Raw genomic sequence first — 20059 nt, forward strand, 5'->3', positions numbered from 1 at the left:
ACTACTCCTAAAATATCAGGAGTAGTTCGTTTTTTATAATTTCATCAGGATTAAACGATCGTAACCATTTAATTTTTTATGTCCTTCTAATTCTTTTAGTTCGATTAGGAAAGCACAGCCAGCAACAATACCACCTAGTTCTTCTACTAGTTTGATTGTAGCTTCAATCGTTCCACCAGTTGCTAGTAAATCATCTGTGATTAAAACGCGTTGACCAGGTTTGATGGCATCACTATGCATGGATAATTTATTTGTTCCATATTCTAAATCATATTCCATTTCAATCGTTTCACGTGGAAGTTTACCTGGTTTACGAACTGGAGCAAAACCTATTCCAAGCGCATAAGCCACAGGACAACCAATAATAAAGCCACGTGCTTCCGGTCCTACAATAATATCGATTTTTAATTCTTTTGCATATTCCACGATTTTATCCGTAGCAAAACGATATGCCTCGCCGTCATTCATAAGTGGCGTAATGTCTTTAAAAACAATACCTTTTTTCGGCCAATCGTTCACAATCGCTACGTAATCTTGTAAATCTTTAATTTCCATTTTCTAGTTCCTCCGCATTCGGGTAAATTGATGTTTCCATCATTGATTTCATCCAACTATGAAGCTCAGTATAATTGGAGTATAACAGTTTTTTTCTAGTAGTTATTTCTTCTACCTTTTGTTGATAAACTATGGATTCGTCCAAATTACGTTTTTCAACAACTTGGTTAATAATAATCTGACCACTATCCATTTTAGCAAATTCTAAATCAAAAAACACCTTTGACATGAAATCTATTTGTTCTTTGTTCCAGCCAAACTTTTGTATAAGCCTAGGAGTGTATTTTTCGATTGGAAATGGTTGGAATTTTTTTATTAAGCTATATAGTTCAGCAAATGCTCCCCGGTCAGGTATTGCTGGGATTTGATTACCTTCAGAAGCATCAAAATGAACAAAGATTCGCTCTGGTTTTGTTTCGCGCACAATTTCTTCTATTAGCTCTACTTTCGCCGGCATATCAGCAAAAACTAATTCCTCAGTTTGAAAATCTGCTGTAAAACCTTTCGTTTCATCGACTAATATATATTTTTGGTCCGCGAGGGTTGTAACTGTTCTTTCTTCAAAGCAAACAAAAAGTCGCTGCTCATTTCGTTCTTGTAAAATTCTAGACCATTCAGCTTTATTCCGCACATCAAAAAGTTGCCAGTGCGGGATGTGAATATCCATCATTCGAAGTTGTGGCTTTTTAATATTATTCCACTCATTAATAGACAGCTCACCGACAACATCTACTGCTGCATGAGGCGATATTTTCTCCACTAAGTCTCCTACACCAAAACCAATAGCATCTAAAGTTACATCACTATCTTCATTTGCAAGCATCGTTTTTAAATGGGTTTTATCTGCCCCAATTCTTTTAGTACCTTTTAAATTCATCTCTTCTAAAAGGAAAATTGGTTTTGGATTATCCATTCCAAACGGCGCTAATTTTTCTAATTGCGCTATAAAAGAAACGGAAATATCTGCAAGGTTTATTTTTTCTTCTATTTTCAAAGCCGGTCGGAAATCTTCATCGGAAAGGTGACTAGCTTCTTCTTGTAGCTTGTTATCAAGTTCAGCTAAGTTTTCTGCTGGTAAAGTAAGACCCGCAGCCATTGGATGGCCACCGAAAGCTGTCATTAATGAACGATGCTTATCTAACGCTTGATACAAGTGAAAAGCTTCTACACTACGTCCTGATCCTTTTGCTACACCAGTCACTGGATCAATGCCAAGTACGATAGCCGGTCGAGAATAAACACTGACTAATTTTGAAGCGACAATCCCTAAAATACCAGTATTCCAGCCTTCTCCGGAGACAACAATGATATTTCCGAGGGATTCTTTTGCCTCGATTGCAGCCATCGCTAATTTCGTCACATCTACGACCACTTGTTTCCGTTCTTTATTAGCATCATCAATCTCTTCCGCTAAGAAAAGTGCTTCTTCTGGGTCCTCGGTTAAAAGTAAATCCGCGGCAGGATCAGCAGGACCAAGCCGGCCGACAGCATTAAGTCGTGGCGCAAGTCCAAATCCGATTGTTTCTTCTGTAGCTTCTTCTAATTTCAAACTTGCTTTTTTCGCTAAAACAGCAAGTCCTAAGTTAGCATTTTCACGTAATTGGCGTAACCCTAATTGAACTAAAAGTCGGTTTTCATCCGTTAAAGAAACTAAATCCGCTACTGTCCCAACTGCTACTAGATCCAGTAATTCTTTCGGTTCCTCACCAAGAAGGGCATGAGATAATTTATAAGCAACACCGACTCCAGCAAGTTCATCAAATGGATACGCAGATTTAGGATGCTTTGGATGAATTACTGCAATAGCATCTGGCATGACTTCACGCGGTTCATGGTGATCCGTAACAATGACATCTAGCCCGATTTCCTTCGCATGCGTCATCACTTCTAGTGCGGCAATTCCGTTATCCACCGTAATGATGAGATCAACACCTTGGTTTTTCGCCATATCAAATGCTGCAATATTTGGTCCATATCCTTCTGTAAAACGATTTGGAATATAAAATTCGGCATTTGCTCCTAAATGTCGTAGTGTCTTCATTAAAACAGCAATACTTGTCACACCATCAGCATCATAATCTCCGTAGACTAAAATCTGCTCATTTAAGTCAATTGCTTGTTTAATTCGAGCAACAGCAAGGTCCATTTCTGCAAGTAAAAATGGGTCGTAACTTTCATATTTCTCTGGGTGGAAAAATTTATCGAATTGTCCTTGCGTTGTAATTTTTCTTTTCCAAAGCAATTTTGCAAGTGGAAGCGAGATTTTTAATTGTTCGGCTAGTTGGCTAGCTTTCTCGTCGCTTGCTTCCTCGATATTCCATAAGTATTTTGAATGAATCACTTTACCCCACCTCTCAACCTTCCTATTATATCTAAAATTGCTAGAAAAACCAAGAGGAATCTTCCAAACAAAAACGCTAACTAAGTAAGTTAGCGTCTTCTTTATTATTTAATTGGCTCTACTGTATTTTCAGCATCGCGTTTTTCTACATTAGATGAATGTGTTTTCATCGATTTTGCAGCTGCTAATTGACGTTCTAGCTCTGTTTTTTCAGCAGTTAATTGCTTTACTCTTTTCTTCATGCCACGTGATTTGGCAATGTTTAAGAAAAAGATAATTAAACAACCAACTAGTACAGAACCTATAATAATTAAAATTAACGGCCACTCAGCTTGAGCAAATAAAAAGTTGACTTCAACTGGGTCTACATTAATAACTGCAAATATCGCAATAATAAGTGCTAGAATAATCCCCACAATCACTTGCCATTGAACTTTGTTTTCTTTCATCCTCTCTCTCCTCCTCGCAACAATTATCTTATTATTTACCCGTTTCAAGTCTATTAAAAACAGCCGAACTTCATTTTATGAAATTCGGCTGTTTTTTTAAACTACAGGTTGACCATTATTACGTGGTTTTTTCTTTTTAACCGTACTAATCGGACCTTTTTTACGTAACTGTCTTGCTTTAAATACGTACCATAATTGCATTGCCATGAAGATGGATGAGAATACACTTGAAACCAATCCAACTAGTAAAGCAATGGAGAAGTTAAGAATTGATTCACTACCAAATAATACAAGTGCAAGTACAGTGAAGATAACTGTTAGAATTGTATTAATGGAACGAGTGAATGTTTGACGTAATGCTTTATTAACAGCATCTGCAATCTCTTCTTTTGTTTTAAAGCGTTGCATCTTCATGCTAATATCTCGTATCCGGTCGGCGGTGACTATCGTATCATTTATGGAATAACCGATAACCGTCAGAACCGCTGCAATAAATGTTAAGTCAACCTCAAGTCTTGTAACACTAAAGAAGATGAAGATAATAAAGGCGTCGAATAGCAGTGAAAGTATCGCTGCAATCCCCATATAGAATTCAAAACGAACAGCGATATATAACACGATTAAGACAGAAGCCACACCAAGGGCCCAGAAGCCATTTTTAGCAAGTTCTTTCCCAACTGTCGGGGAAACTGTACTAATGCTTGGTTCGTGCTTATACTTATCTTCAAAGTAATCTTTAAATTTAGCTACATCATTTTGCGATAATGTTCCTTTGTAAGACACAACAGCTGTTTTCGATCCTGAGCCTTGGAACACAATATCATTCGATGGCATATCAATCGCATCTAAATCTTTCTTAATTTGCGTCTCAGTCAATGTTTGATTAGCTGTAACTTCCGCTCGAGTCCCGCTGGCAAAGTCAATGCCAAGATTTAATTTAAAGATGGATAGTATAACAATACCAACGATAACTATTGCAGCAAATATAGATAAAAATAGACGATGATGTTTTACAAAGTCATAACGATCAAAGTGCGTTTTTAAGCTAAAGCTGTTAATACCTTCATGTAAGTTATGAATATCTTTTCGTTTAACTGCAAAGAAACCTGGTTTGTTGTTAAGCCAATTGCTTTTCACGAGTAATCCTAGTAAGAATCTTGAACCCCAAACAGCTGTTAGGAAGCTGACTAGAATACTAATGATTAGAACTGTAGCAAACCCTTTGATAGAGCTTGTACCGAAGTAGAAAAGAACTGCAGCAACAATCAGTGTCGTTAAGTTACCATCTAAAATCGCACGGAATGCTTCTTTTCCACCGACTTCAAATGCTGCTTTTGTCGACCTTCCGACCTTGATTTCTTCTTTTATTCGCTCGTATGTTATAACGTTTGCGTCAACAGCCATACCTATACCCAGAATCAAGCCTGCAATCCCTGGTAAAGTAAGTGTGGCATTGAGTAAGCTTAGTATTAATAGAACTAAATAAGTGTAAGCAACTAATGTAATAGATGCGATAACACCCGGTAGACGGTAAACAGCCATCATGAAAATAAAGATAGCCATAACGCCGATAATACCAGCTAAAATAGTTTCTTGTAATGCATCTTGACCAAACTGTGCGCCAACAGATGTAGAGTAAACTTCAGTCATTTTTACAGGAAGTGCGCCAGAGTTTAACAATTCAGCTAAATCTTTTGCTTCTTCAGTTGTAAAGCTTCCGGAAATTTCTACTTTATCTGTATCAAGAACACTACTTACATTTGGTGCAGATAAGTAAGCTGGATTTTTCTTTTCACGTTCTGTTTTGTATTTTTGTCCTTCTTTCCAGTCTAACCAAATAACTAATTGATTGTCAGGTGCTTCTGCTAGAATAGTTTTTGTTACGCTAGCAAATTTATCTGCGCTTTTTAGTTTTAAAGTAACGATCGGATTATTGCTAGAATCGAAAGCTTGTTTGGCGCCACCTGCAACCAAGTCACTACCATTCATCATCATTTTGTCATTTGCATCTCTAAATGATAACTGGGCAGTAGTTGATAACATTTTTCGTGCTTCTGCTTGGTCAGTTACCCCAGCAAGTTGGACACGGATGCGGTTATTTCCTTCGATTTGAATACTTGGTTCCGCAACACCTAATGAATTGACCCGTTTATCAAGTGAAGTAACTGTATCTGTTAATGTTTGCTTAGAAACAGTTCCTTTACCATCAGCTGGAGACACTTCATATAGAACTTCAAATCCCCCTTGAAGATCTAAGCCAAGATTAATATTTTGCATAACCATTTTCGCGGTACCAAATACAGCACCGAAGATAATTGCAACTACTAGAAAGAAAATAACTATCTTACTCTTTTTTACCATTTCTGTTTCGTTCCTCCCTCATCTAAACCATAACAAATCCCAGTCTAACAACTAATACTTAATGATTTTATGTACTATAACTTACTATTTAAGTATTCGTCAGCAGGCTGTTAATCTTCCACATTTGGTTGAAGCGAATTTTCCGCTTGAGCAACATGGTTATTAGATTCTTGTTCAGCTGTTGTCATAATAAACTGCATTAATTGTCCAATTTTCATTTGCATGACATCATTTATTCTTTCATGCAATGCTGGGGCTGGGTTATTCTTCCACTTTTCCTCTGTTAAAAACGCCCAAATGTGACTAGCCTTGATTTCTCGGTAGCCTAGAATATGAAAATCTTCCACTTTAATTAAAATCGCTGGTTCTAAATCCTCATACCAAGCCGAAAATGTATCCGTCATCAAGTCATCCCCTTTCTTAAACAATAAGCATATTCCCATTTTATCTAAAAAAAGCTTAAATGGAAAGTATAAGCTCTATTTTTATGTTTAAAAAATGCCACTCCACCGTTTAAAGGGAAATGGCATTTTTATTTCAAGTATTATTTGTTGTCTTCTACAACTTCAGTGTCATCAGAAGTTGTTTCTGCTACAACTGGATTAGAAACTGTATTACCTTTTTCAAGTACAGTTCTGATTGCATTACGGTCAAAAGTTAATTTGCTGTTTCCGCATTTCAAAATGACTGTGCCATCTTCAATTGCTTCAACAATACCGTGAAGTCCACCAATAGTAATAATTTTATCACCTTTTGCTAAACTACTTTGCATATTTTGTACTTCTTTTTGACGTTTTTGTTGAGGTCTGATTAGTAAGAAATAGAACAAAACGATCATCAAGATAATTGGTATAAATGTTACAATACCGCCCATATTTTCCAACTCCTTTCGATACTTTATATATATTTAGAAATTTTTTGCATCAGGACGATTAAATCCATATTGCTCAAAAAATTCTTCCCTAAAATCAGCAAGACGATCTTCCATAATAGCGCCACGGACTTGCTTCATTAAGTTTAACAGAAAATGAAGATTATGATAAGTTGTAAGTCTAATTCCAAATGTTTCTTCACAACGAATCAAGTGTCTAATGTATGCACGTGAGTAATTTTTACATGTATAACAATCACAATTTTCATCGATAGGACGGAAATCATGTGTGAACTTAGCGTTTTTAATAACTAAGCGACCACTAGATGTCATACAAGTACCATTACGTGCAATACGTGTGGGAAGAACACAGTCAAACATGTCCACTCCTCGAATTACGCCATCAATTAATGAGTCAGGCGAACCTACGCCCATTAGATAACGCGGTTTATTAGCTGGTAATAGTGGTGTAGTGTGTTCCAAAACGCGATTCATCACGTCTTTAGGTTCACCGACAGACAATCCACCAATGGAGTATCCAGGGAAGTCTAGAGATACTAAATCTTTAGCACTTTGAGCGCGTAAGTCTTCGTAAGCTCCACCTTGGACGATACCAAATAAACCTTGGTCTTCTGGTCTTTCGTGTGCTTTTAAGCCACGTTCAGCCCAGCGTGATGTTCTTTCTACTGATTTTTTCATATATTCATGAGACGCTGGATACGGCGGACATTCATCAAAGCTCATCATAATGTCCGATCCAAGCGCATTTTGAATTTGAATTGCTTTTTCTGGTGATAAGAAAAGTTTATCTCCGTTTAAATGGTTGCGGAAATGAACGCCCTCTTCTTTAATATCACGCATTTTACTCAAACTAAACACCTGAAAACCGCCTGAATCCGTTAAGATTGGTTGGTCCCAGTTCATAAACTTATGTAGCCCGCCCGCTTCTCGAATTAATTCTTCTCCGGGACGTAACCATAAATGATAGGTGTTACTTAAAATAATACCTGCGCCCATCGCTTTTAATTCTTCGGGCGACATTGTTTTTACCGTTGCAAGTGTTCCAACTGGCATAAACATGGGTGTATCAAATGTGCCGTGTGGTGTATGAATTTTACCAAGACGAGCACCAGTTTGTTTATCTGTTTTTATTAGTTCATAACGAATGGCAGACATGTGTTACCTCTTTCTAATTTACTCTATTCACTAGCATAACGAAAATTACCGATGAAAACAAGCTTTTCTGTTATTTTTTTCGCAAATTAATGAATAAACATTGCATCGCCAAAACTAAAGAAGCGATATTGTTGTTCTACCGCATGGTTATAGGCTGCTAATATTTTAGTGCGATCAGATAAAGCGGATACAAGCATAATCAATGTCGATTTTGGTAAATGGAAATTAGTAATTAACGCATCTACTGCCTGGAATTGATATCCTGGAGAAATGAAAATATCTGTCCAACCTGATTCTGCAATTAGTTTACCATCATGACGACTCGCAATCGTTTCTAAAGTACGGATGGAAGTTGTTCCGACCGCAACCACTTTTCCACCAGCCGATTTGATTTTATTAATCCGATCAGCAGATTCTTCGGTTAAACGATAAAATTCAGAATGCATTTTGTGGTTTTGAGTATCTTCCACGTCTACTGGGCGGAATGTACCAAGACCAACATGCAGAGTTACAAATATTATTTCTACACCTTTGGCACTAATTTGTGCTAATAACTCTTCGGTGAAATGAAGGCCGGCAGTTGGCGCAGCAGCAGAACCATTTTCTTTCGCGTAAACTGTTTGATAACGATCTTGATCTGCAAGTTGCTCTTTAATGTATGGAGGCAGTGGCATTTCACCAAGTTGCTCCAATACTTCATAAAAAATACCTTCATAAGAAAATTCAAGAATTCGACCGCCGTGCTCAAGTTCTTCTAAACAAGTAGCTTTTAACGCCCCATCCCCAAAGGTAATAGTAGCGCCTTTACGAATTCTTTTTGCAGGTTTTACTAAAGTTTCCCAAGCATTGCCTTCTTTTTGTTTTAAAAGTAATACTTCAATATGAGCGCCAGTTTCATCTTTAATTCCATGAAGCCTAGCTGGAAGAACACGCGTATCGTTTAATACTAGTGCATCTCCTTTATTTAAATAACTAATTATATCAGTAAAATGTTGATCTTTTATCTCACCTGATTCTTTATCAAGTACCATTAGTCGGCTTGAAGTCCGGTCAAGTAATGGGGTTTGCGCAATTAATTCTTCTGGTAAATCAAAATCGAAATCTTCTACTTTCATTCTTTATACCTCTTTTTCATAACTTATTCCTAAATGGTTGTATGCTGTTTCCGTCGCGATTCGTCCTCGCGGGGTTCTTTGTAGAAAACCGATTTGTAGTAAATAGGGTTCTTGCATATCTTCAATGGTTTCGCGCTCTTCGCCAATGCTTGCTGCGATTGTATCTAAACCAACAGGACCACCTCTAAATGATTGAATAATTGTATGAAGTAGCTTTTGGTCAATCGTATCAAGTCCTCTTGGATCCACTTGAAGTAGTGTCAGTGCCTCTTTTGCCAATTTTTCAGTAACTGTACCGTTCCCTCTAACTTGCGCAAAGTCACGAACACGTTTCAATAGCCGATTAGCAATCCGCGGGGTTCCCCTAGATCGTCTTGCAATTTCACGTGCACCAAGGTCATCGATTTTCGTATCCAATATCCCAGACGTTCTAAGGACAATTTCGGTTAACTGCTCTTCCGTGTAAAATTCCAAATGGTCAATTACACCAAAGCGGTCTCTAAGTGGTGCCGATAAAAGTCCCGCCCGAGTTGTCGCTCCAATCAGCGTAAATGGCGGCAAATCTAAGCGAACAGAACGCGCGGTAGGTCCTGTTCCAATAACAATATCCAAACAATAATCTTCCATTGCTGGATATAAAATTTCTTCAATTGCTCGCGATAACCGGTGGATTTCATCAATAAATAAAACGTCACCTGGTTCTAAACTTGTCAAAATAGTCGCCAAGTCACCTGGGCGTTCAATCGCAGGTCCACTCGTTGTCTTAATTTCGCTCCCCATTTCAGAAGCAATGACCATCGCAAGGGTTGTTTTACCGAGTCCAGGAGGTCCGTATAAAAGCACATGATCCAGCGCTTCATTTCGGAGTGTGGCAGCTTCAATAAAGACAGTTAAGTTATTCTTTACTTTGTCTTGCCCAATATATTGTGAAAGGGTCTGTGGCCGCAAACTAGTTTCAAAAGATACTTCTTCTGCGTCTACCGTTTCACTTGAAATAATTCGTTCATCCATGCCACAAGCTCCTCTCTATTTTGTCATTAATCGCAGTGCTAGCTTGATGTATGCATCGCTTGTTAAGTCGTTTTCTTTTGCCATTTTTGGTATAACTTTTTTTAGTTCTCTCGTACTGTAACCAAGTGCTTCGAGCGCTAAAACTGCTTCTTCTAGTTGCGGTGAAAGCCCAGTAACAATATCGTTTTCTGCAGCTTTATAGACAATTTCACTTGCAACTACATCTGCTAGTTTACCTTTTAAATCAAGGATAATTTGACGTGCTGTTTTTTTACCGACACTTGGAAATTTAGTCAAATAAACATCGTCTTCTGATTCGATTGCAGTAATAAGTGGAACGACATCGCCTGAAGCAATAATAGCTAACGCGCTTTTTGGTCCAATGCCCGAAACACTCAATAATTTTTTGAATAAATAACGTTCTTCTGTTGTTTGAAAACCGAATAGAGAAATATTATCCTCCCGTACATGTTGATACAAAAAGACTTGCGCTTCAGTACCTTCTAATCGTTGAAAGGAAAATGGGTTTCCTGTAATTATTTGATAGCCGATTTGTCCTGTTTCGACAACAATATATTCTGGTGTAATCGTTTTTACTATTCCTTTTATGTAATCGTACAATTTATTCGTCCTCTCTTCGTTTCACGTCATACATTATATGATAGCATAAAAAGGAACATCTGTACTAGTTTTTGTTCATAAAAGGAAATCGTTTTTTTTAGTTTACATAATAATATTATCGACTTCTTATATAGATTTTATATTTTCCTTGATTACAGCAGCTGAATGGTCAAATGCTTGTTGCTCTTGTTCGTTTAATTTTAAGGAAATAATTTCTTTTACACCATTTTGGCTTAAAACTGCCGGAACGCCGATTGCTAAACCAGTTTGACCATATTCGCCGTCAAGAACACAAGAAACAGTTAGAGCACGCTGACTACCGCTGAAAATATGACGGCAAATCTCTACAATAGTTCCAGCAATCCCGTATTCAGTGCAGCCTTTTTGATGATATATTTCAAAGCCAGTATCACGGGCAGTTTCACCAATTAATTTTAAATCAAGGGATTCTCCGAGTTTTTCCATACTATATTCATTTACTGGTTTACCGTATATCGAGGAATGTGACCAGACAGGAAACTGTGAATCGCCGTGTTCGCCTAAAATAAATGCATCGATACTTTGAGCAGCAATATCTAATTTCTCTGCTAATAAACGGCGTAATCTTGTTGTATCAAGCCAAACTCCAGTTCCAAGCACCTGCTCTCTTGGTAGTCCAGATAATTTCCAAACTTGATACGTAATGATGTCACAAGGATTCGTGGCAATTAAGAAAATACCTTTAAAGCCGCCTTTCATCATTTCAGGAACAATACTCGCCACTATTCTTGATGTGCTTCTTAGTTCATCTAAACGTGTTTGCCCTTCTTTTAATGGTCCCGCTGTCACCGTAATTACTGCAATATCGACATCTGCGCAATCACTTGCTTCACGAACTGAAATATCCATTTTCCCAGACATAAATGCTGCTGCATCTGCCAAGTCTTTCCGATTTCCTTCCACACGTTCTTTATTTAAATCAACAAGGATTAACTCCTCTACAAATTTTTGGTTAACAAATGCGTGAGCCGCAGCCGACCCTACATTACCTGCCCCAATTATCATAACTTTACGTGGTTTCATTTTTATTTCCTCCTCTTGATTCATATAAAACACCCCATTCAGATTGCACAAAAGGGGTGTTTTGACTTAATTTATCTCAGCGTTTGTATAAACTTCTTGTACATCATCGTCATCTTCTAATGCTTCCATCATTTTATCAAATTGTGTTTGGTTGTTTTCTGCAATTTCGTTGTAGACAGTTGGAAACATCGAAAGTTCTGCTGTAGCAAAAGTATAACCAGCTTGTTGTAATGCATCTTTGACATCAGAAAATGCTCCGGGTTCAGTAAATACTTCAAAGACGTCATCACTTACCTCTACATCATCTGCCCCAGCTTCAATCGCTTCTAGCATAAACTCTTCTTCATCAACGGTTAAGCCTTCCCTTAGAATAACTAAGTAGCCCTTACGATCAAACATGTAGCTGACACTTCCTGTTTCTCCGAGGCTACCACCGTTTTTATTGAAAGCTACACGGACATTTGTACTTGTGCGATTTTTATTATCTGTAAGTGCATGGACAAGCACTGCAATTCCACCTGGTGCATATCCTTCATACGTTACTTCATCATAATTTTCGCCGCTAGTATTTCCAGCAGCTTTATCTATAGCACGCTTGATATTGTCATTCGGCATATTGACTGCTTTTGCTTTATCCATTACTAATCGAAGTGACGGGTTCAGATTCGGGTCAGGGCCTTTTTTTGCTGCAACGAAAATTTCTCTTGCTAACTTTTGAAATACTTTAGAACGCTTGGAATCTTGCGCATTTTTTCGACCTTGAATATTGTTCCATTTTGAATGTCCTGCCATCTGTTTCACTCCTTCAAGTTTTAGTAAAGCTTTTCTCCTACAAATTTTAACGTAAAAAATAACTATTCGCAAATAAAAAAAGTTACCGCAATAAAATACGATAACTCATTATTTAAGTAGTTTGTAAGCGATGCACATGGTAAGTTCCAAGTTTGTTCGCCTTACCTCCTAAAAGCCTAATTTCATCAAGAGCGTTCGTTACAAGTGTTTCTTTACCTTCTGAAAGCACATCTATTAAGAAAAAATATTCTCCTAATGACGTTTTAAGTGGTCTCGACTCAATTTTACTTAAGTCAATGTCACGCCAAGCAAATGTAGATAATACTTTATGTAACGCTCCCGGCATATTGTTAGGTAAAATGACCGAAATCGAAGTTTTTTCTTCTTCTTTTGGTAATAAAATGGAAACTGGCTTACGACTTAAAACAAAAAATCTCGTTTGGTTCAATTCTAAATCTTGGGCATTTTCTTGAACGATTTCTAGTCCATACTCACTGGCTGCCATCCGAGGAGCAATTGCTGCTACAAGTTCAGTTGGATTATTGCTAACCCATTTTGCCGCATAAGCTGTCGAAGGTGTTACTTCACGCTCTACCCCGTAAAGTTCTGCCTGAAGGAACGTATGGCACTGGGCAAGAGCCTGCGGATGCGACATTACTTTTTGCACGGATTTCCAAGTTGCTTTATGAGCTGGATGAACCATTAAATGTTGCGCAATCGGTAAAACAATTTCCGCCACAACAGGGACACTTGAAAAATGAAATAAATAGTCTAGCGTAATATTGACGCTTCCTTCAATAGTATTTTCAATTGGGACAACCGCCACGTCCACATCTTCTTTTTCGATTGCCATAATGCAATCAGGAATAGTGCTTTTAGCAACCATCTCTTCTTTTGGAAAAGCTTTCGCTGCTGCTGCATGAGTAAAAGATGCTGCTGGGCCTAAATAAGCAATTTTCATTTTCAACTCTCCTTTTTATTGTAGCTAGGAAAAAAGCGTGCGCCAATTGATTGGCGCAGCACTTTTTTTAATCCATAAATTCAAATTCATAATCAAGTAAGCGAACAATGTCACCGTCTTTAGCGCCACGTTTTCTAAGTGCTTCATCAACACCCATTGCACGAAGTTGACGCGCAAAACGGCTAATAGAAGCATCACGTTCGAAGTTAGTCATAGTGAATAAGCGTTCAATTTTGGCACCGCTAAGTACGAATGTACCATCTGGCTCTCTTGTAATTTCAAAGTCAGGTTCTTCAGCAACATACTTGTAAAGAACTGTATCTTCATCTTCTTGTTCCAGAATTTCATTGAGTGGGAATTCTGGGGTTGTTTCTAATTTATCTGCAATTGCAAGAAGTAATTCACGTAGACCCGTTTTTGTTACTGCGGAAATCGGGAATACCGGAATATCTTCAGCGATTTTAGTTTTAAACTCTTTTAGATTTTCTTCCGCGTCTGGCATATCCATTTTGTTCGCTACGATGATTTGTGGACGTTCCATTAAGCGTAAGTTATATTGTTCTAGTTCATTATTGATTGCCATATAATCTTCATAAGGTACGCGACCTTCTGAACCAGACATATCAATTACATGTACGATAACTCGAGTTCTTTCGATATGGCGTAGGAATTGATGTCCTAGACCAACACCTTGGCTAGCCCCTTCAATTAGACCTGGTAAATCAGCCATAACAAAACTACGTCCATCTCCCGCATCAACCATTCCTAAATTAGGAACAATCGTCGTGAAATGGTAAGCAGCGATTTTTGGTCTTGCTGCAGATACAACAGATAATAAGGTAGATTTACCAACACTTGGGAAACCAACTAAACCAACATCTGCTAATACTTTAAGTTCTAATTGTACATTTCGTTCTTGCCCTGGCTCCCCGTTTTCAGAGAGTTCTGGAGCTGGATTGGCTGGTGTTGCAAAACGTTTGTTACCACGTCCGCCACGTCCGGCTTTTGCAATAACTGCGCGCTGACCATGTGCTACTAAATCAGCAATAATCTCTCCAGTATCAATATCTTTCACAATCGTTCCTTGTGGTACTTTAACAACTAAATCTTCTGCACCGCGTCCATGCATACTTTTACTCATGCCATGCTCGCCGTGTTCTGCTTTAAAGATTCGTTTAAAGCGAAAATCTACTAGTGTGCGCAAACCTTCATCTACTACGAATACAACGTCTGCTCCTTTACCGCCGTCACCGCCAGCAGGACCACCGTTTGGTACAAATTTTTCGCGACGGAATGCTACCATACCGTCCCCACCATTACCAGCTTTTACATATATTTTAACCTGATCTACAAACATAATTTTTATATTCTCCCGTTCCTTAAAAGTCTTATCTTTCATTATAACGAACAAACTATACATCTGTCACTATATTTATTTCTATTTCCAGATATTTATTTGTTTAACATCACAAAAATGCGCCAAATGCTTTTACACATTTGGCGCATCTTTTAACAATTATTTGAAAGCTTGTGCAGCTTTGACTGCTTTATGCCAACCTTCATATAAATCTTCTCTTTGTTCGTCTTTCATATCTACTTCAAAACGTTTGTCTAGTTTCCAATGTTTTTTAATTTCGTTTTTATCTTTCCAAACTCCTACTGCAAGTCCTGCTAAGAAAGCTGCTCCAAGAACAGTTGTTTCTTTGTTTTCTGGACGTTCTACAGGAACACCTAGAATATCGGATTGGAATTGCATTAAGAAGTTATTAGCAGAAGCCCCGCCATCCACACGTAACGTTTTTAGACTAATACCAGAATCTTGTTCCATTGCATACAGTACATCACGAGTTTGATAAGCAAGAGATTCCAATGTCGCACGGATAAATTGTTCTTTTTCAGTACCGCGAGTTAATCCAAAGACAGCACCACGAACGTCGGAATCCCAGTAAGGTGCGCCTAAACCAACGAATGCTGGTACAACATATACACCATCACTAGATTCAATCCGGCTCGCATAGTTTTCAGAATCACTTGATTGACGAACCATACGTAAGCCATCACGTAACCACTGAATAGCAGAACCAGCAACGAAAATACTACCTTCAAGCGCATATTCCACTTTACCATCAAGTCCCCAAGCAAGCGTAGTTAATAGTCCATTTTCAGAACGTACTGCTTTTTCGCCTGTGTTCATTAGTAAGAAACAACCAGTTCCGTAAGTGTTTTTCGCCATACCTTTTTCAAAACAACCTTGACCAAATAATGCGGCTTGTTGGTCACCGGCAATACCTGCAACAGGAACTTCTTCACCAAAGAAGTGATAAGGCACTGTGTCCGCGTATACTTCAGAGGAAGGACGAACTTCAGGTAACATTGCTCTTGGGATATTAAGCATTTTTAGAAGCTCATCATCCCATTCTAAATCATAAATATTATAAAGAAGTGTCCGGGAAGCATTGGAATAATCGGTAATATGAGCACGACCACCAGTTAATTTCCAAACTAACCAAGTATCAATTGTACCGAAAAGAAGTTCTCCTTTTTCAGCACGTTCTTGTGCGCCATCTACATGATCAAGAATCCAGCGAGCTTTTGTACCTGCAAAGTATGGATCAATCAAAAGACCAGTTTTTGATCTAATCGTATCTTCGTAACCATCTTTACGAAGTTGCTTACAAATATCTTCAGTTTGACGAGATTGCCAAACAATTGCATTATAAATTGGATTTCCGCTTTCTTTATCCCAAATAACAGTAGTTTCACGTTGGTTTGTAATACCAATCCCAGCAATTTCTTTAGAAGAAATATTTGTTTTGAGTAATACGCCTGCAATTACTGCTAAAATCGAAGCCCAGATTTCATTGGCACTATGTTCAACCCAACCTGGCTTAGGAAAAATTTGATCAAATTCTTCTTGCGCAACGCCAATTACTTCTCCTTCTTCGTCAATAATCATCGCTCTTGAACTTGTTGTTCCTTGATCCAGTGCTAAAATATATTTCTTTTCCATGTAAAATTCCTCCTCTAGTTTTAAGTACAACGAAAGCCCAGAGACTTTCGTTTAGAGCTAGTTATTATTCTAGCTTATGCTAAATCTTTTTTCTTGTCGAGTTGCATTGTTAAAATAAGAATTAAAACAAATAATACTGCGAACACCCAGAACCACATTCCTAGTTCGCCATTAATAATTGCATTATACCCTAAAGCACCTAATGCACCACCCATAATTGGTCCAATAACCGGAACCCATGAGTAACCCCAATCAGATCCACCTTTGCCAGAAATCGGCCAAACAAAATGCGCAATTCTTGGTCCAAGGTCACGTGCTGGGTTGATTGCATAACCAGTAGTTCCACCAAGAGACATCCCGATAGCTACGATTAATGCGCCAACAACAAGTGGATTTAATCCGTCTGAAAAGGAATTTGCACCTAGTGATAGTAATCCAAACACTAACATAAAAGTACCTAATGCTTCACCAAAAAAGTTAGATGTAAAATGGCGAATAGCTGGCGCCGTTGCAAAAACACCTAGTTTTGTTGGTTTATCTTCTGTTTTCTTCCAGTGCGGGTAGTAATGTAACCATACGAGTGTTGCACCAATGAATGCTCCGATAAACTGAGCAACAATATACGGCAATACATAGTTCCACGGGAAAGCACCTGCAAGCGCCATACCGATTGTTACAGCCGGGTTAAGATGGGCCATACTCATATATCCTGAAACATATACACCCATTGTAACACCTAGCCCCCAAGCTAAAGTAACAACGACCCAGCCGCCATTCTCTGCCTTGGATTTCTTCAGTGAAACACCCGCTACGACACCAGCACCTAAAATAATTAGGATGGCAGTACCAATTACTTCACCTAGAAATTGTGTTGCTAAACTTGTGTCAATCATCTTTTCCAACTCCTTCTTCTTGCTTATTTGTAGCACCGGAATTTTAACACTTACTAGTCCCCTTACATTCCGATTATCAATTAACTTCAAAAAAAGAATGACAATCAAAACGTAGGCACACTAGTACCCTTGCATCGTTTCGATTGTCATCTCTTCTCCTGACATGTTAATTAACTTGAGTCTATTTAATCACATCAAGAAAACGCTGTCAATCAAACGACTTGTCCTATTTTTCACAATGTCTCTTCATCTGCCTCTTTACTTTTACCCCAATTTAGGAGAGTTATAACCCTTTTTAAAAGAAATTAATTCACAAAGAAGAAAACACAAAAAAACCGCCACAAGTGACGGTTTTTAATTTTGTATTTAAGCTTCTTGTACTTCAGGATAAACGCTAACTTTTTTCTTGTCGCGTCCCATACGTTCGAAACGTACAACGCCGTCAGTTTTAGCGAATAGAGTATCATCGCCGCCACGACCAACGTTAGTTCCTGGATAGATTTTAGTACCACGTTGACGGTAAAGGATAGATCCACCAGTAACAAATTGTCCGTCCGCACGTTTTGCACCTAAACGTTTTGATTCAGAGTCACGTCCGTTAGAAGTCGAACCGCCACCCTTTTTGTGCGCAAAATGTTGAATATCAAATTTTAACATGAAATTCCACCTCCTATTTGGAGTTAATTTTTATATGATCAGGATAGCTGTACGCTAATGACCTTAGTTGATTTTCCATCCCTGTAAGCAAGATTTGTACCACATCATCTCCAACAAAATCAGCAGGCACAGAATAGTAAAGGTAACCCTCCGACTCTTCAAACACAGGCTCAAAGTCACGTACTTCTGAAATAGCATTAACCATCCCAAAGGCAATTGACGAAGCTCCTGCACAAACCAAATCACTGCCATGTTCGGCAAAATCGGCATGTCCACTCATTGTAAAAGAAACTATTTGGTTGTTTTCTCGCATAACATCGACTTGAATCATTTTTTTCGTCCTTTCAAATTAAGCATTGATTGCATCAATAGTTAATTTTGTGTAAGGTTGACGATGACCTTGTTTTTTGTGGTAGTTCTTTTTCGGTTTATATTTATAAACTGTCAATTTCTTCGCACGGCCTTGTTTTTCAACTTTAGCTGTTACAGTTGCTCCGTCCACGAATGGAACGCCAACTTTAGCGGAATCTCCGCCTACGAATAGAACTTTGTCAAAAGTAACAACATCACCAACTTCACCTGCTAATTTCTCAACATAGATTTCTTGGCCTGCTTCTACTTTGATTTGTTTCCCACCTGTTTCAATAATTGCGTACATACTTGCACCTCCTCATATACTAAGACTCGCCATTACAGGGGACTTACACAAGGTAAATACTTAACCCAGCTCTGTGCGGTTGTAGCTTGGTGCGCTACAAACATAACAGTAAAATGATAGCATAGAGAAGCTGTCTATGTCAATCACTTGTTAATTTTAATTTTCAACACGAGCAATTTGATAAAATGGAACTCGTTCGTCTGCCACTTCCCAATCAATTGGAGCGTTATTAAAGGTATTCAAATCTAAGAACGCATCTAACACATCCTCTGTGGTGATGACTTGGATGCTACTTGGATCTCCCATCATAATCCCACTTAATTCTCTTTCTAGTTGAAAAGCAAGTGTATCTTTTGAAGCAACGTGTCCTGTCCCGTAACAAACCGGGCAAGGAATTGTTGTCACCTCTAAAAAGGATTGTTGTTTCTTTCGTCTCGTTAGTTGCAAGAGCCCTGACTGCGATAAAGCGGCCACTTGTGTCGTAATGTATTCTTCACGACTTTCTTTCTCTATCGCCTCACGCAGCTCTCCTTGCCCCTCCTCTGACATACCACCAATAAAATCAACAAGAATCATCCCACTCATATTCCGAAGACGAATTTGCCTAAAAATCTCGGGAACCGCTTTTATATTAACAGCTTCTACCGTTTTTTCTTTAGCACTTGTACCTTTAAAACGACTAGAATTCACGTCCACTACCCACATAGCTTCTGTTTTTTCAATAAAAAGAGAAGATCCATTTGAAAGATGAACGACGGGTCTGCTAAGACGATCCATCTGTTGCTTAATACCTAAATCAGCAAATAAGTCCGCACTTTTCTTTAAACTAACTTCTTTATCAGTAAAATTAGCTTCCACTATCTTCGCAAATTCAAAATCATCAGTAATAATTTCTATTGGCATATAGCGCTGGATAAATTGCTTCGTACTCAAGAAAACGCCTGAAGCAGCAGATAAAAGCAAGCCAGGTTTCTTTCTTGTTTCGGCTTCTTTAACTAATGTTTGATATTTTTCTCTTGCTTGGTTTAATGCTAATTCTAATTGCTCTTTCGTTGCAGTTTCTGCGCTAGAGCGAATAATTATTGCTTCATTCTCTTCTAAAAGCGACTCCATTATTATTTTCAGAGGTTCTTTATCCTGAATTCTTTTGGAAATGGAAATATATTCTTTTCCGTGCAAATAAATCAGCAAATCTCCTGGAAATTCAAGAACCGCTGATAAAAGCGGAAGTTTTGTAGCACTACCTTCTCGAACAATTTGAACAGGTATTTTTGCGCCTTGTGTTTTTTCATAGCTAGCTGGAATATCTTTTAAATGTATAAAACCTTTATTTTGATTACCTAAATCAACAAAAGCTGCATCCATTTTTCGGTCTATTTTTTGAATAAAGCCATAAAAAATGTCACCTACTTGAATTTTGTTAGATGGGCGAATAATTTCAACATCAATTAGCACGTCGTCTTCTAGTACTGCTACACGTCTTTCTATGTTAGCTGCATTTATTACTAGTTTTTTCATCCAATCAC

The 20059-nt window shown here is 38.2% G+C and carries 20 protein-coding genes and 1 other annotated feature; all 20 genes read right to left on the reverse strand.

The window, feature by feature from the left end; genetic code table 11:
- Positions 1 to 33 precede the first annotated feature (33 nt).
- The 20 genes from PQQ29_RS07820 to PQQ29_RS07915 all read right to left on the reverse strand — a co-directional run bounded on the left by PQQ29_RS07820 (position 34) and on the right by PQQ29_RS07915 (position 20051).
- The gene (locus PQQ29_RS07820; protein ID WP_003723528.1) at positions 34 to 555 is read right to left on the reverse strand and encodes an adenine phosphoribosyltransferase; all 522 of its coding nucleotides are present in this window, start codon (positions 553 to 555) and stop codon (positions 34 to 36) included.
- On the reverse strand, positions 545 to 2896 hold the full coding sequence (gene recJ, locus PQQ29_RS07825) for a single-stranded-DNA-specific exonuclease RecJ (protein WP_010991592.1): 2352 nt from the start codon (positions 2894 to 2896) through the stop codon (positions 545 to 547). Before recJ ends, PQQ29_RS07820 begins: the two co-directional genes overlap by 11 nt.
- Before the next feature lie 104 nt (positions 2897 to 3000).
- Positions 3001 to 3345, reverse strand: a complete 345-nt coding sequence (locus PQQ29_RS07830; RefSeq protein WP_010991593.1) for a LapA family protein — start codon at positions 3343 to 3345, stop codon at positions 3001 to 3003.
- Positions 3346 to 3441: 96 nt separating this feature from the next.
- Entirely contained in the window at positions 3442 to 5706 is a 2265-nt protein-coding gene (secDF, locus tag PQQ29_RS07835) for a protein translocase subunit SecDF (protein WP_003771940.1), read from the reverse strand.
- A 110-nt stretch (positions 5707 to 5816) separates the two neighbouring features.
- Positions 5817 to 6110: a post-transcriptional regulator gene (locus tag PQQ29_RS07840; protein ID WP_003762397.1), complete on the reverse strand. Its 294-nt coding sequence runs from the start codon at positions 6108 to 6110 to the stop codon at positions 5817 to 5819.
- A 140-nt stretch (positions 6111 to 6250) separates the two neighbouring features.
- Positions 6251 to 6580 carry a preprotein translocase subunit YajC gene (yajC, locus tag PQQ29_RS07845; RefSeq protein WP_153648100.1) on the reverse strand — a complete coding sequence of 110 codons (330 nt, stop codon included), beginning with the start codon at positions 6578 to 6580 and terminating at the stop codon, positions 6251 to 6253.
- A 33-nt stretch (positions 6581 to 6613) separates the two neighbouring features.
- Complete coding sequence (gene tgt, locus PQQ29_RS07850; protein ID WP_003762399.1) at positions 6614 to 7753, reverse strand: tRNA guanosine(34) transglycosylase Tgt; 1140 nt, start codon at positions 7751 to 7753, stop codon at positions 6614 to 6616.
- An 86-nt stretch (positions 7754 to 7839) separates the two neighbouring features.
- Positions 7840 to 8868 carry a tRNA preQ1(34) S-adenosylmethionine ribosyltransferase-isomerase QueA gene (queA, locus tag PQQ29_RS07855; protein ID WP_003771947.1) on the reverse strand — a complete coding sequence of 343 codons (1029 nt, stop codon included), beginning with the start codon at positions 8866 to 8868 and terminating at the stop codon, positions 7840 to 7842.
- A 3-nt stretch (positions 8869 to 8871) separates the two neighbouring features.
- Positions 8872 to 9879 (reverse strand): Holliday junction branch migration DNA helicase RuvB, encoded by a 1008-nt coding sequence (gene ruvB / locus PQQ29_RS07860; protein WP_003762401.1) that lies wholly within the window; start codon positions 9877 to 9879, stop codon positions 8872 to 8874.
- A gap of 15 nt (positions 9880 to 9894) precedes the next feature.
- Positions 9895 to 10500, reverse strand: coding sequence for a Holliday junction branch migration protein RuvA (gene ruvA, locus PQQ29_RS07865; RefSeq protein ID WP_187984123.1), 606 nt, complete (start codon positions 10498 to 10500; stop codon positions 9895 to 9897).
- A gap of 126 nt (positions 10501 to 10626) precedes the next feature.
- Entirely contained in the window at positions 10627 to 11562 is a 936-nt protein-coding gene (locus PQQ29_RS07870) for an L-lactate dehydrogenase (protein WP_003762403.1), read from the reverse strand.
- A 66-nt stretch (positions 11563 to 11628) separates the two neighbouring features.
- Positions 11629 to 12354, reverse strand: a complete 726-nt coding sequence (locus PQQ29_RS07875) for a YebC/PmpR family DNA-binding transcriptional regulator (protein ID WP_003762405.1) — start codon at positions 12352 to 12354, stop codon at positions 11629 to 11631.
- A 112-nt stretch (positions 12355 to 12466) separates the two neighbouring features.
- Positions 12467 to 13315: a prephenate dehydratase gene (gene pheA / locus PQQ29_RS07880; protein WP_003762407.1), complete on the reverse strand. Its 849-nt coding sequence runs from the start codon at positions 13313 to 13315 to the stop codon at positions 12467 to 12469.
- Positions 13316 to 13382: 67 nt separating this feature from the next.
- A complete protein-coding gene (gene obgE, locus PQQ29_RS07885) occupies positions 13383 to 14672 on the reverse strand; it encodes a GTPase ObgE (protein WP_003767023.1) in 1290 nt (429 codons plus the stop codon).
- 159 nt (positions 14673 to 14831) lie between these two features.
- Positions 14832 to 16325 carry a glycerol kinase GlpK gene (gene glpK / locus PQQ29_RS07890; RefSeq protein ID WP_187984124.1) on the reverse strand — a complete coding sequence of 498 codons (1494 nt, stop codon included), beginning with the start codon at positions 16323 to 16325 and terminating at the stop codon, positions 14832 to 14834.
- Between the two features lie 74 nt (positions 16326 to 16399).
- Positions 16400 to 17218 carry an MIP/aquaporin family protein gene (locus PQQ29_RS07895; protein WP_003762410.1) on the reverse strand — a complete coding sequence of 273 codons (819 nt, stop codon included), beginning with the start codon at positions 17216 to 17218 and terminating at the stop codon, positions 16400 to 16402.
- A gap of 366 nt (positions 17219 to 17584) precedes the next feature.
- Positions 17585 to 17875, reverse strand: a complete 291-nt coding sequence (gene rpmA / locus PQQ29_RS07900) for a 50S ribosomal protein L27 (RefSeq protein WP_003726866.1) — start codon at positions 17873 to 17875, stop codon at positions 17585 to 17587.
- Positions 17876 to 17888: 13 nt separating this feature from the next.
- The gene (locus PQQ29_RS07905) at positions 17889 to 18206 is read right to left on the reverse strand and encodes a ribosomal-processing cysteine protease Prp (RefSeq protein WP_003762411.1); all 318 of its coding nucleotides are present in this window, start codon (positions 18204 to 18206) and stop codon (positions 17889 to 17891) included.
- Between the two features lie 18 nt (positions 18207 to 18224).
- Positions 18225 to 18533, reverse strand: a complete 309-nt coding sequence (gene rplU / locus PQQ29_RS07910) for a 50S ribosomal protein L21 (RefSeq protein ID WP_003719835.1) — start codon at positions 18531 to 18533, stop codon at positions 18225 to 18227.
- Between the two features lie 12 nt (positions 18534 to 18545).
- Positions 18546 to 18624: a sequence feature (ribosomal protein L21 leader region), on the reverse strand.
- A gap of 65 nt (positions 18625 to 18689) precedes the next feature.
- Positions 18690 to 20051 carry a ribonuclease E/G gene (locus PQQ29_RS07915; RefSeq protein ID WP_187984125.1) on the reverse strand — a complete coding sequence of 454 codons (1362 nt, stop codon included), beginning with the start codon at positions 20049 to 20051 and terminating at the stop codon, positions 18690 to 18692.
- Between the last annotated feature and the right edge of the window lie 8 nt (positions 20052 to 20059).

This window comes from Listeria innocua, from assembly GCF_028596125.1.
Taxonomy (GTDB): Bacteria; Bacillota; Bacilli; order Lactobacillales; family Listeriaceae; genus Listeria; species Listeria innocua.

Bases quoted from the DNA above. Each gene is read 5' to 3' on its own strand.
- secDF (WP_003771940.1), bottom strand. From the start codon at position 5,706: ATGGTAAAAAAGAGTAAGATAGTTATTTTCTTTCTAGTAGTTGCAATT.
- glpK (WP_187984124.1), bottom strand. From the start codon at position 16,325: ATGGAAAAGAAATATATTTTAGCACTGGATCAAGGAACAACAAGTTCA.
- pheA (WP_003762407.1), bottom strand. From the start codon at position 13,315: ATGAAAATTGCTTATTTAGGCCCAGCAGCATCTTTTACTCATGCAGCA.
- PQQ29_RS07820 (WP_003723528.1), bottom strand. From the start codon at position 555: ATGGAAATTAAAGATTTACAAGATTACGTAGCGATTGTGAACGATTGG.
- PQQ29_RS07875 (WP_003762405.1), bottom strand. From the start codon at position 12,354: ATGGCAGGACATTCAAAATGGAACAATATTCAAGGTCGAAAAAATGCG.
- obgE (WP_003767023.1), bottom strand. From the start codon at position 14,672: ATGTTTGTAGATCAGGTTAAAATATATGTAAAAGCTGGTAATGGTGGG.
- PQQ29_RS07905 (WP_003762411.1), bottom strand. From the start codon at position 18,206: ATGATTCAAGTCGATGTTATGCGAGAAAACAACCAAATAGTTTCTTTT.
- tgt (WP_003762399.1), bottom strand. From the start codon at position 7,753: ATGTCTGCCATTCGTTATGAACTAATAAAAACAGATAAACAAACTGGT.
- PQQ29_RS07895 (WP_003762410.1), bottom strand. From the start codon at position 17,218: ATGATTGACACAAGTTTAGCAACACAATTTCTAGGTGAAGTAATTGGT.
- PQQ29_RS07915 (WP_187984125.1), bottom strand. From the start codon at position 20,051: ATGAAAAAACTAGTAATAAATGCAGCTAACATAGAAAGACGTGTAGCA.
- queA (WP_003771947.1), bottom strand. From the start codon at position 8,868: ATGAAAGTAGAAGATTTCGATTTTGATTTACCAGAAGAATTAATTGCG.
- yajC (WP_153648100.1), bottom strand. From the start codon at position 6,580: ATGGGCGGTATTGTAACATTTATACCAATTATCTTGATGATCGTTTTG.
- PQQ29_RS07870 (WP_003762403.1), bottom strand. From the start codon at position 11,562: ATGAAACCACGTAAAGTTATGATAATTGGGGCAGGTAATGTAGGGTCG.
- ruvB (WP_003762401.1), bottom strand. From the start codon at position 9,879: ATGGATGAACGAATTATTTCAAGTGAAACGGTAGACGCAGAAGAAGTA.
- rpmA (WP_003726866.1), bottom strand. From the start codon at position 17,875: ATGTTAAAATTTGATATTCAACATTTTGCGCACAAAAAGGGTGGCGGT.
- PQQ29_RS07840 (WP_003762397.1), bottom strand. From the start codon at position 6,110: ATGACGGATACATTTTCGGCTTGGTATGAGGATTTAGAACCAGCGATT.
- PQQ29_RS07830 (WP_010991593.1), bottom strand. From the start codon at position 3,345: ATGAAAGAAAACAAAGTTCAATGGCAAGTGATTGTGGGGATTATTCTA.
- rplU (WP_003719835.1), bottom strand. From the start codon at position 18,533: ATGTACGCAATTATTGAAACAGGTGGGAAACAAATCAAAGTAGAAGCA.